This is a genomic window from Corallococcus llansteffanensis, assembly GCF_003612055.1.
GTDB classification, from domain to species: domain Bacteria; phylum Myxococcota; class Myxococcia; order Myxococcales; family Myxococcaceae; genus Corallococcus; species Corallococcus llansteffanensis.
Genome location: NZ_RAWB01000334.1, coordinates 1 through 11,140 on the forward strand (window position 1 = coordinate 1; position 11,140 = coordinate 11,140).

At 70.4% G+C, this 11,140-nt stretch carries 8 protein-coding genes; 3 read left to right on the forward strand and 5 right to left on the reverse strand.

Annotated elements, in window-relative coordinates:
* Both D7V93_RS26935 and D7V93_RS26940 read right to left on the reverse strand, forming a co-directional pair.
* Positions 1 to 144, reverse strand: a 144-nt coding sequence (locus D7V93_RS26935) for an NAD(P)-binding protein (RefSeq protein WP_158623870.1), incomplete at its 3' end; no start/stop codon positions are given.
* A 76-nt stretch (positions 145 to 220) separates the two neighbouring features.
* Positions 221 to 2,032, reverse strand: coding sequence for a CotH kinase family protein (locus D7V93_RS26940; RefSeq protein ID WP_208723163.1), 1,812 nt, complete (start codon positions 2,030 to 2,032; stop codon positions 221 to 223).
* Positions 2,033 to 2,383: 351 nt separating this feature from the next.
* Between D7V93_RS26940 and D7V93_RS26945 the strand changes: the two genes are divergently transcribed.
* Complete coding sequence (locus D7V93_RS26945; RefSeq protein WP_120646124.1) at positions 2,384 to 2,854, forward strand: hypothetical protein; 471 nt, start codon at positions 2,384 to 2,386, stop codon at positions 2,852 to 2,854.
* A gap of 12 nt (positions 2,855 to 2,866) precedes the next feature.
* On the opposite strand, the gene D7V93_RS26950 is transcribed toward D7V93_RS26945, so the two are convergent.
* Positions 2,867 to 6,466, reverse strand: coding sequence for a PD40 domain-containing protein (locus D7V93_RS26950; RefSeq protein WP_120646125.1), 3,600 nt, complete (start codon positions 6,464 to 6,466; stop codon positions 2,867 to 2,869).
* Positions 6,467 to 6,649: 183 nt separating this feature from the next.
* Between D7V93_RS26950 and D7V93_RS26955 the strand changes: the two genes are divergently transcribed.
* Both D7V93_RS26955 and D7V93_RS26960 read left to right on the forward strand, forming a co-directional pair.
* Positions 6,650 to 8,098, forward strand: coding sequence for an LVIVD repeat-containing protein (locus D7V93_RS26955; protein WP_158623871.1), 1,449 nt, complete (start codon positions 6,650 to 6,652; stop codon positions 8,096 to 8,098).
* Between the two features lie 15 nt (positions 8,099 to 8,113).
* Positions 8,114 to 9,202 (forward strand): EAL domain-containing protein, encoded by a 1,089-nt coding sequence (locus D7V93_RS26960; RefSeq protein WP_120646127.1) that lies wholly within the window; start codon positions 8,114 to 8,116, stop codon positions 9,200 to 9,202.
* Here D7V93_RS26960 and D7V93_RS26965 read toward each other — a convergent pair.
* Positions 9,192 to 10,478, reverse strand: a complete 1,287-nt coding sequence (locus D7V93_RS26965) for a hypothetical protein (RefSeq protein ID WP_120646128.1) — start codon at positions 10,476 to 10,478, stop codon at positions 9,192 to 9,194. The two genes, D7V93_RS26960 and D7V93_RS26965, sit on opposite strands and share 11 nt — an antisense overlap.
* Positions 10,479 to 10,512: 34 nt before the next feature.
* Positions 10,513 to 11,140, reverse strand: a 628-nt coding sequence (locus D7V93_RS26970; RefSeq protein ID WP_147451350.1) for a flavin monoamine oxidase family protein, incomplete at its 5' end; no start/stop codon positions are given.

Genomic DNA, 11,140 nt, shown 5'->3' on the forward strand with positions numbered 1-11,140 from the left:
GTCCAGCACGCGCACGGAGAAGCCCGCGCCCGTCAGCACCCGCGCGAGCGTCAGCCCCGACACGCCCGCGCCAATGACGGCCACGCGGGGCAGGGGACCAGCACGATGCGGCAACAGGGCATCCAGAACGCGGGAGGCGGGCATGGTCCGGGTCTGCTAACCCGTCCCCGCCCGCCTCGCACGACTCCTGCTCACGGCATGATGCCCGGAGGACAGCGCCTCAGCGCACCTCCCAGCCCTTCTCCCCGCGAGCGTAGTGCTTGCCCGAGGGCAGCTCACCGTAGAATAGCAGGTCCTTCACGCCTACCACCGACTTGCCGTCGAACAGGCCCACCTCGCCCCTGGCGGGGAAGGTGATGCCGAGCGCGGAGGCGTTCAGCCGCACCGTCTGCCCCGGCGCCACCGTCGTGTTGCCCAGCACCGCGCCCGTGGGCGCCGTCACCTGCGTGGGGGCGTGGTCACTGACCGCCAGGCTCACCCGCAGGTTCGTCGTCAGCGTCATGCCCTGGAGCGACACGGCCTGCGTGCCGCGGTTCGCCACCTCCACCCACCCGGCGCGCGGATCAAAGGCCTCCAGCACCAGCGTGGACTGCTGCGCCGCCAGCCGCTTCACCTCCTTCTGCACGAAGTCCCGCCGCACCTGCACGAAGCGCTTCATGTAGTCCCTGCCCGCGCTGAAGCGCGCGTAGTCCATGTACGGGTCCGCCTTCATGGAGGCATCGATCAACGCGTGGAGCTGGTCGATGTACGGGTTCATCACCTCGGGCGTGAACAGCTCCTCCAGCGCCTTGTCCAGCCTCGCCTCCAGCCGGGCGCGCAGCACGGGGTTCATCACCACGCGCGTGCCCAGGTTGGAGAACACCGGCAGGTAGCCCGGGTAGCTGGCCGACTCCAGCTTGCGCTGCTGGTACATCTTCTCCACCCAACCATCCAGCAGCGTGAAGTTGAACAACGGGTGCTTCATGTTGTTCGTGCTCGTCTTCATGTCCTCCACGGGGTTCACGTACCACCAGCGCGCGTCCACGTTGTTCAGGTCCCACGGCACGTAGCGCCAGCGGCCGGTGATCTTGTCCTGCAGGAAGTAGCTCTCCGAGTCCTCCACGTAGTTGTTGGACATCAGCGCGTCCAACACCATGGAGCGCACGTAGGACTCCACCTCCAGGTTCTTCTCCAGCGTGGTGACGAGCTGCGGCTCCGGCGTGTGATTGATGACGTCCAGCACCTCCCAGAGCGCGTCGTTGGGCTCCTTCTCGTTCGTCTTCTTCACCCAGTCGCCCTGGTAGGGCACCTTCCACGTCTTGAACTCGGTGTCCTTCCAGCCCGCGCGGTAGATGGACGCGTCGTCGTCCGGCAGCGCGTGCGCCTTGAGGAAGGCCTTGTTGACCTGCTCCACCTCCAGGAACACGCCCTCGTAGTGGCCATTCACGTTCAGCCGCACGAACTTCGCCGTGGACGCCGGCACCCGCATCGCCGTCAGCAGGTCGTAGGAGATCTTCTCCGCGAGCATCGACGCGTCGGCGTACTCGGCCACCAGGTTGAGCGACGTGCGGCCCTCGAACGAGTCCTTGTCCGCGAAGCTCACGTTCCAGCTCTTCTTCTCGAAGAACCGCGCGGAGGCCCCGCGCAGCCGCACCTTCACCGCCTTCGTGATGCCATGGGCCTTGAACGTCGCGTCCTGCTCCGGCGTCCACGGGTCGGCCTCGAACTTCGCCATCGCCTCCGCGGGGATGATGAGCTCGTAGTCCGCCAGCGACGTCTGCACCTTCGGCAGCGTGAAGGGCCGCTGCACCTCCGGAACGGGGGGCGGATCCACGGGAGGCGGATCCACGGGAGGCGGGTCCACCGGCGGCGGCTTGCCGGGCGGCGGATCCACCTCGGGCGGCGGATCCACTTCGCCCTGGGGATCCGTGATGCCAGGGTCCGTGATGCCGGGGTCCGTCCCGGTGGGAGGTGGAACATCGGGGTTCGACGTGCCGGAGCCACAGGCGGCCAGCAGCATCGAGAGGCTGATCAAGAGTCGTAGACGCATCATCACCCCGCTCCTGGAGCAAGCCGTGTGCCTCCCGAGCACGGCGTCGGATGGCCCCCTACCTGCCCTGGCGGGTGGGGTCGGGGAACACGCAAGGTGCGTGGGCCGCCCTGGATGGGGAAAAGTCTTTCCCTTGCCGGGTCGCGTTGAACCGTCCCCCCGCCTGCCCGCCTGCCCACTCCAGGCGGCACAGCGGGCGTTCCACGCCCCCGGGGCGGGCAGCCGGGCAAGGACGTTCACGCGGCGGCCTGTGCACGGACGGGTCCGCCAGCCCTAGCTTCCTCGGAGCAGGCTGGAGGAGGGCCCGGGTCCGGCTGCCCGAGCCTCTCAGGCGAGCCTCACAGGGGAGCGACGATGGAGTCCTGGAACCAGACCTCGTCCGATGCCGTGCGCGCCCACGCGCCGTCCACGGTGAACCGTCGCATCGACGCCCACGTGGAGGAGTGTGTCCGCTGCATGGCCGAGCGGGCGGACCGCGCGGAGATGAGCCAGTACCTGGGGAAGCTGGAGCGCGAGTGGGAGATGCACCGCGCCCTGGCGGTGGGTGGCTCCGCGCTGGCCCTGCTGGGCCTCGTCCTGGGGCGCCGGGGCAGCCACGGCTGGCGCGTGGTCAGCGGGGTGACGCTGGCCCTGCTGCTTCAGCAGGGCATCACCGGCTTCGGCCCCCTGTCCGCGCTGGTGCGCGCGTGGGGCGTGCGCACCCGCCGGGAGATCGACCTGGAGAAGTTCGCCATCAAGGCCCTGCGCGGAGACTTCGAGCGCATCCCCAACGACGGGGGGCCGCTGGCTCGCGCCAACGCCGCCCTCGTCGCCGCGCAGTCCTGAGCCACGCCTGCTTCAGTGCACCAGGGGCGTCGTGTAGCCGCCGCCCAGTGAGGGCATCAACGCCATGCCCTGCGGGGTGGCGACCGCCTTCTTGCCGGTGTCCTTCTGGTCGAAGAAGCCGTTGAGGCCCGCGACACCGAGCGAGAAGTTCGTCACCCAGCCCTCGTCCGGCTTGCCGTTGGCGGCCTTGATGTCGAACGGCTTCGCGAAGTGCAGCCGCAACAGGAGGGGCCCCAGCGACAGGTTGAAGCCCACGACGGCGTTGAGCACGCGGTGGTCCCACAGGTCCCTCGCCCCGTCACCCACGCCGCCCGCGTCCACGGCGGCGATGGCCTCCAGGTCGCTCAGGAAGGCCACCCGGATGATGTCGTTGAGGGGCAGCTGTGCCTCCAGCGTGGAGTAGACGAAGTGCTGGCCCAGGAGCCACCGCTCGTCGCCGAAGTTCACGCCGCGCAGGGTGTCGAAGCTGGACAGGTAGTAGGAGCGCGCGTAGCGGCCGCCCACCGTGGTGCCCGCGCCCACGCGGGCGAAGAAGTTGGTGCGGCCGTAGATGGGGAAGTACCGCTCCGCGTCCAGGCGCAGGTTGCCGTACGCCTGCGAGTCGAAGGGCTGCACACCGGCGGTGGCCTCCAGCAGCACGGAGCTGCCCGCGAGCGGCCCCGTCGCGTAGTGGTACTTGAGGCTGTCGTAGCCGATGCGCCCGCTCAGCTCCGTCTGGAAGCGGATGTGCTGGTTCTGGGCCCGCCACTCGGACAACAGCTCCATGTTCGACTCGTTGCGCTCCGGGAACGCCAGGTAGAACTCGTTGAAGTCGTCCAGGAAGTACTTCGTGCCGCCGACGCTCAGGTCGCCCTGCAAGTAGAAGAACGTGCTGAGCGGGTAGCGCAGGCTGCCCAGCGCGCCGAAGTAGCGCTCCGACGAGATGAAGAACGGGCGCTGATCCGCCGGCAGGTTGTCGAACGTCTTGTCGATGCGGAAGCGCAGCGACTGGAACAGACCGCCGCCCCACGTGGAGCGCTTCTCGTCGTTGATGTAGAGCAGCAGGCCGTCCGTCAGCTCGAAGGAGCCGTACACCGCCAGCGTCAGGACGATCTGGTGGTCGCGCAGCCGGTCCGACGCGGACGCGAACACCTGACCCACGAAGCCGCCGCCACCCGCGCCCGCGAAGCCGAAGATGGGCCCCAGCTCGATGTTCTCGCGCGTGAAGGGCCGGTAGTCCAACGCGTCGGTGAGCGGCCGGAGGGCCATGGGGGAGGGTGGATCCCCCTGCGGCTCCTTCGGATCCTCCAGCGACAGCATGCGCGGCGGACGCAAGAGCGACGGCTTCCGCTCACCGGACATGTGGAAGAGCATCCACAGGCCGCCGTCGGGGCCGGGGCCGGGCTCGAAGACGCCCGTCGTCAGGTCGGTGCGGCGCACGATGCGCCCGTCCGCCAGCCGCTCGTGCAGGTCGGAGCTGCTCTGGTTGTAGGCGACGAAGAACAGGCGCCCGTCCGGCAACGCGAGCGGATCCGCCTCGTCACGCTCCTCGGTGGTGAGGCGCTCGGCCTGACCCGCCGGCGCGTCCGCCTTCACCCGGAAGAGGTTGTACTTGCGGTGCGACGTGGCGTCGGACGTGTAGATGATGCCGGAGGGGCCCCAGGTGACCTGCCGCTCGGCGAAGACGTCGTTGGTCAGCTGCCGCGGCTTCGCGTCGCTGCCCTGCGACAGGTCCACGACGTACACGTCGCGCAGGCCGGAGTCGTTGATGCCGATGAACGCCAGGTGGCGACCGTCCGGTGAGAAGGCCGGCGAATAGATGGCCAGCACGCCCTGCTTGTCGATGCGGTACTCGCGCCGGTCGCCCAGCTCCAGCTTGACGCTGAGGCCCACCTCCCGGCCGACGCCGGTGCGGATGGCCGAACGCCTCACCAGCACGTCCGTGGCCTTCTTCTCCTGCAGGTGCACGTAGTCCTGCACGTACAGCACGTCGCGGCCGGTGCGCTCCGCCACGAACGCGAGCTTGTCCTTGGTGAGCGCGAAGTTGCGGCCCGACACCGGGTGCAGCGACTCCACGCCCGGCACGCCGTCGCCCGCCACCTTCACGTTCTTCTCCGGGTTGCGCGGATCCATCAGGTACAGGCGGCTCTCGCCCGTCTCCGGCACGATGGTGCGCAGGGCCAGCACGTTGCCGTCCGGCCCGCTCGCCATCGCGGTGACGATGCCCGGCGTCTCGGCCAGCGAGTCCAGCGCGGGCGCCGTCTGCGCGGAGTCCAGGTACGTCTTGAACGCCCTGCGCTTGAGCCAGTTCTCGAAGCGCGCGGAGATGCGCTTGGGGTCATCCCCGGTGAGCCGCTCCAGCAGTTCCTCGAACTTGAGCGACGGCGCGTCGCGCGAGCCCCCCACCAGCCGCGGCGCCTCCTCCAGCAGGCGCTGGGTGATGCCCGCGCCGTACTCGTCCTCCAGGAAGGCCACGCGCGCCTGACCGACCTTGTAGATCCACAGGAAGCCGTAGGGCCCGGGGGAGAAGAAGTCGAGGAACGCGTAGCCCTTCATCAGGTCCGGGTTCACCAGCAGGTCCCGCACCATCATCTCCGCCTCGGGATCCAACCCGCGCTTGGCGTAGAACTCGGCGAGGCCTTCGATGAACCACAGCGGATAGCCGCCCAGCGGATCCCCGAACACCTTGGCCTGCTCGGCCACGGTGCGCACCTTCTGGATGGTGAACTGGTGCGCCAGTTCGTGGGTGCTGACCTCCTCGAAGAGGTGGTGGTCGCCCAGGTAGGGCAGCGACAGCTTCAGGTCCTCCGTGCTGGTGACGCCCAGCGTGCCCTCGGAGACCGCGAACACGTTCGTCTGGAGGAACTCCGCGTAGCTGCTGTAGAGGATGTACGGGAACGTCTCGGTGGGGACGTACTTGAACTGATCCACCAGGTACCGGTACGCCTCCTCGACGATGGGCGCGGCGCGCTCGGCCACCTGGCGCTCGCGCTCGTAGAAGTAGAAGCGCACGCCGCCCGTCTTCGCGCCCAGGTCCTTCGCGTAGGTGTAGTTGAAGCCGCCGTCCGCGTCGCCCAGCAGCAGCGGCGCGCCGGCATACCCGCCCGTGCCGCCGTCCGCGGTGGTGACGGTGGCGCCCGTGAGCGTGCCCGCGTCGCCCGCGAGGCCTCCATCCACCAGGGCCACCACGCCCGGGGGCGGAATGCCGCCGTCCGGCAGCCCGGTGACGCTGGGAGGACCGCTGCCCGCGTCCGACCGCCCCATGTCGAGCGCGATGCCGCCCGGCGCGGCGCTGGTGGTGGTGTCCGGAGGCGGCGTCGTCACCTGTCCAGAGGGCGTGACCTCCGGCCCTCCTGGCGGCGACTGCGTGCTGCCCGTCGGCCGCGTGGTGGGCGCGTTGGGGAGCGCGCCGCCCTGGGTGCCGGGCGGCTGCTCATGCACGGGGGTGTTGTCGGGCTTGGCGACACCGGTCGCGCCAGGGCCCACGAGGATGTCGATGTGGCGCCACTCGAACTCGTAGCTGTTGACGGGGGTCTTCCCCGCGCGACGGGGGACGACGAAGACCTGGGCCAGCGCGAGCTCCGGCAGGAGCAGGGCCAGCAGCACGGCGACCACGTGCGAACGGGGGTTCAAAAAGCACCTCGTGAGGCGAGGAGACAGGCGTATCAGGGGCCCGGCGGCAGGCTCCCTCTCCCGTCACAAACGCACAAGCGGTTCATTTGTTTCTTTGCGTGACGGTGGACGTCCGGGGTTTCGTCCCTCGGTGGGTGGCGGGGGACTTGGCTCCGGTCGGGGTCGCCCGGTATGGAGGAGGCAATGAACCGTCTCCCCCTCCTGGCCGCCACCGTGTTCCTTGCCGTCGGCTGCGGCAATTCCGACGACACCGACAACAAAGCCGAGTGTCAGGTTGAAGCCATCGACCTGTCGGGTTGCGACCGCTCGACGCTGAGCGTCGTGCAGCCCGAAGGCATCTGGAACACCAACGTCATCTTCGAGGACGGGGTCGTGGGTCCGTCCTCCATCCGCTTCTCCCCCGGGGATCCGCTGCTCATCGGCCTGTCGATGACGACGAAGCAGATCACCCCGGACACGTTCTACCTGGCCAGCGACGTGACGGGCTCGGAGGGCGGCGCGGTGCGCTACGCGTTCTCCGGCTGCAAGGCGTCAGGCCCGGGGCAGGTCCAGGGCGTGGTGCGCGTGTGCGTCAACGGCGCGACCTCGCGCCAGGGCACCTTCACCGCCACGCGCGTCGCGCGGCGCGAGGGCGAGGCCGTGTCCGACCGCGTGGAGTTGCTGGGCGAGATCGCCTTGCCCCGGGGGCGGCCCACGGGCGTGGTGGCGGCGGGCGGGTACGCGTACGTGATGGCGCGCGAGGAGGGCCTGTTCATCTACGACGTGAAGGACCCCGCGCACCCGGTGCTGGCCTCCGAGCTGAAGGACGACGACGAGGCCTTCACCACCGGCCTCATCTCCGGCACGACGCTCTACCTGGGCACGTTCGCCAAGGGCCTGCGCATCTGCGACCTGACGAAGCCCGCGCGCCCCTCCTGCGAAAAGTCCGTGCTCGCGGACGTGACGGTGCGGGTGGATGGGCTGGCGAAGGAGGGCAACCTGCTCTACGTGGCGTCGCCCAAGCCCCGCTCGGACATCGTCGTCCTGGACGTGACCCAGCCCTCCGCGCCGACGCTCGTGGTGCGCTACTCGGTGGAGGGGGCTTCGTCCTCGGCGGGCGAGTACCCCTATGGGCTGGCGGTGCAGGACAGCCGCCTGTACGTGAGCAACTGGAGCTACGGCGTGTCGGTGACGGACGTCACGGACGTGGCGACGACCAAGGCGCCCAAGCTGCTGGGCCGCTTCGGCGGCGCTTCGACGAGCGCGCTGGCGGTGGGGAAGATCGAGGGCGTCAACACCGTCTTCCAGGGGTCGGACGAGTGGGCCTCGTCGCTGCTGGTGCTGGACACCAGCCACCCGGAGGCCATCGTCCAGCGCGGTGAGCTGAAGCTGCGGCCGGAGGCCTCCCTGGGGGGCATGGAGCTGTCGGGAACCACGCTCTACGTCGCGAACTACCAGGACGGCCTGCGCGTCTACGACGTGTCCACGCTGGGGACGCCGAAGGCCGCCGGGTACTTCAACACCTGGAGCGAAGCGGATCCGGGCCGGGGCGTGGGCTACCTCGAGGGCCTCCAGGGCGTTCACGTCGCCGACGGGCTGGTGTATGGGTGGGAGACGACGCGCGGACTGCTCATCTTCCGCCATACGCCATGAGGCCAGGACCGCACCATGACGCAGGTGAACGGATGTGGTCGCTGCCAGACCCTGCCTGAGCCGCCCGAGGGACCCGGGCGGCTGTTCCTGTGGCCGCCGCTGGGCCACAGCCTGGGGAAGCTGGTGGCGCACCTGCGCGAGTCGGGCGGGGCGTACCAGCTGCGCACCGACGCGCGCTGTGTCGTGGTGGGGATGGGGGAGGGCGGCCTCCAGCAGCTGTCCGAGCACCTGCCCGGCGTGCTGACGGCGGAGGAGGTCCGGGGCACGCGGGCCCTCTTCGTCCCGGGCGACACGGAGCCGGGGATGGCGGACTTCCCGCGCGTGGACTCGCTGCAGCGCATCACCATGCTGCAGCAGTCGGGGTGGCTGGTGGACATGCTGGCGGAGTCGCGGCTCACCACGTTCTTCCAGCCCATCGTCCATGCGCAGGACACGTCCCGCATCTTCGCGCACGAGGCGCTGATGCGCGGGGTGGACCGGCAGGGCGCGCTCGTGTCGCCGGCCCGGATGCTGGACACGGCCCGCGAGGCGGACCTGCTGTTCCAGCTGGACCTGGCCGCGCGCACCACGACCATCCGCGAGGCGGTGCGCCACCAGCTGAGCACGCACCTGTTCATCAACTTCACGCCCACGGCCATCTACGACCCGGCCTTCTGTCTGCGCTCCACGGTGGCGGCCATCCGCGAGGCAGGCATCGCCGAGGAGCGCATCGTCTTCGAGATCATCGAATCCGACCGGGCCGCGAACGCCGAGCACCTGCGCTCCATCGTCAACTTCTACCGGGAGGCGGGCTTCAAGGTGGCGCTGGACGACCTGGGCGCGGGCTACTCGTCACTGAACCTCATCCACCAGCTGCGTCCGGACATCGTGAAGCTGGACATGGAGCTGGTGCGCAACGTCCACGCGGACCCCTACAAGGCGTCCATCGTGCAGAAGCTGCTGGAGATCGCCCGGCAGCTCGGCATCAAGACGGTCGCCGAGGGCATCGAATCCCCCGAGGAGCTGGCCTGGGTGCGCAAGCACGGCGTGGACTTCGTGCAGGGCTACCTCATCGCGAAGCCGGCGGGCGCTCCCGCGCAGGCCACCCCCCGCCTCAACGATTGAGCAGGGCGTTGGCCGAGCCCGGCCGCTCCAGGGTCGCGGCGCGCGCCAGCCGCAGCTCCTCGCCAGCGTTCTGCAGGGCGATGCGCGCGCCGTACACGTCCCGGTTGCTGGCGGCATCCCGGGCCAGGGCGATCTGCGCGCGGGCGCGCTCCGAGTGGACGACGACCATGCCATTCCCTGCGGCCGAGGCGCTCTCGCGCACCACGGAGAAGTCCTGGTCGGCGATGCCCAGCGCGTTGTCCACGCCCAGCTCGCCCTGCTCCAGCGCCTGATCCGCCGCGAGCATCCACTGGCCCGCGGACTGGATCCGCGCCAGCCGTTGCTGCCGGGCCCGCTCGGTCTCGTAGGCGCGCTGCTCATGCTCATCCACCTGGGACTGCACGGCCTGGGATCGCTCGGTGGCCACGGCGTCCCGGGCCTCCATCTCCTGTTCGAGCTCGGCCACGCGCTCGCGAAGGCGCGTCAGCTCTTCGTTGGAAGCGGCGGGCTGCGCCGCGTTCGCGTTGGGGGGACCGGCCGTCGCGGCCTGGGTCGCCTGGTCCGGCGCCGTCGCGGACGACACGCCCCCTGGAGGCGGCGCGGCGGTCCCCGAGGTCCCAGTGGCGCCGGAGCCACCGGTCGCGGTCTCCGTCGTGGGGGCGGCTCCGGGGGCCGGCTCCTGCACTGTCACCTGCGACGAGTCCAGCGGAACGTTTCCCGTGACGCCCGGCGCGACCTCGGACGCGGGGCTCGCGGAGGTCGCGCCCGTGTCCACAGTGCCCCCGACGCCCGCCGCGCCGGTGTTGGTGGGGCCTGAGCCTGGCGCCGTTCCCGCCGCGCCCGCGCCCGTGTCGGACTGACCCGCGGTGGTCCCTCCGACGGTCGACGGGGTTCCTGCCGCGCCCGCGCCGCCCGTCCCCGACGCCTCCTGGCCAGCCGTGTCGTCCGCGGCGGCCGTTCCGCTGGAGGAGGGCTGCGAATCGTAGACGGTAGGAACAGGCGGGACCACGACGGTCTGCGACTCCTGCGTGGCGGCCTCACCCGTCGTGAGCGGGGCGGTGCCATCGGGCAGCAGCGGCGTGATCGTGTAGGCCCCCTGGGTCGGATCCGTTTGGCCCTGGATGACGTAGCCCTGGGGCGGCCTCGCGCCATCCAAGTTGCCCGCCGCATCTTCGTAGGCATCCTGCAGGGCGGCGGCGGCCGGATCCCTCACGGACGGATCTTCCGGAGGCGTCGGGGCCACGTCCTGCGACTGGCCAAGGCTCAATCCCGCGACGATGGCGATCCAGAGGCGCATGCGAGGAAGATGTCCACGCGCCAACGCTTCCACATCACTCCAGGGCTCCTCCGCCCGCTGTCCCTCCGAGTGGGCGCTCGTGGGGTGACGCCTCCCCGCGCCGGGCCAGCAGCGCCTCCGCCGCGCTCCGGCCCGTGTCGAGCGCGCCATGCACGGTGCCCTCCTCGCCGCCGACGTGCGTGGCCTCCCCCGCGAAGAAGAGCGTCCGGCCCACGGGCCTGGCGAGCGCGGCCACCGCATCCAATGCCCCGGTGGGAATGACGGCGTAGCCGCCTCGCGTGTACGGCTCGCGCTGCCAGTCCTGCAGGTGCCACGCCTCCAGGCCTTCGTGCAGGCTCCGGACGGGGCGATGGAAGATCCGCGCGAGTCCCTGGAGCGCGCTCCCCAGCACCTTGCGTTCGCTCCACTGGGAGAGCGCCTCGGCGGCCGGCCCTCCGCTCCAGCCCACCAGGTGCCGGGTGCGCCGGTGGGGCGACAGCGTCCACCACGTGGCGAAGGGGGACCGTGGGTCATGGAAGAAGCCGAAGCGCGCGGTATCCGCCTGCTCCCGCCAGAAGGCGGTGCGGAAGCGCAGCAGGAGCTTCACCAGGGCCCCCATCTCCAGGCGGTTCCACGCGCGCTCCTGGTCCCGCACGCGGGGGACGAAGCGGACGGCGCTGGGG

Excerpts from the sequence above, each read along its gene's own strand:
- D7V93_RS26940 (WP_208723163.1), bottom strand. The coding sequence starts at position 2,032 with ATGATGCGTCTACGACTCTTGATCAGCCTCTCGATGCTGCTGGCCGCC.
- D7V93_RS26945 (WP_120646124.1), top strand. The coding sequence starts at position 2,384 with ATGGAGTCCTGGAACCAGACCTCGTCCGATGCCGTGCGCGCCCACGCG.
- D7V93_RS26955 (WP_158623871.1), top strand. The coding sequence starts at position 6,650 with ATGAACCGTCTCCCCCTCCTGGCCGCCACCGTGTTCCTTGCCGTCGGC.
- D7V93_RS26960 (WP_120646127.1), top strand. The coding sequence starts at position 8,114 with ATGACGCAGGTGAACGGATGTGGTCGCTGCCAGACCCTGCCTGAGCCG.
- D7V93_RS26965 (WP_120646128.1), bottom strand. The coding sequence starts at position 10,478 with ATGCGCCTCTGGATCGCCATCGTCGCGGGATTGAGCCTTGGCCAGTCG.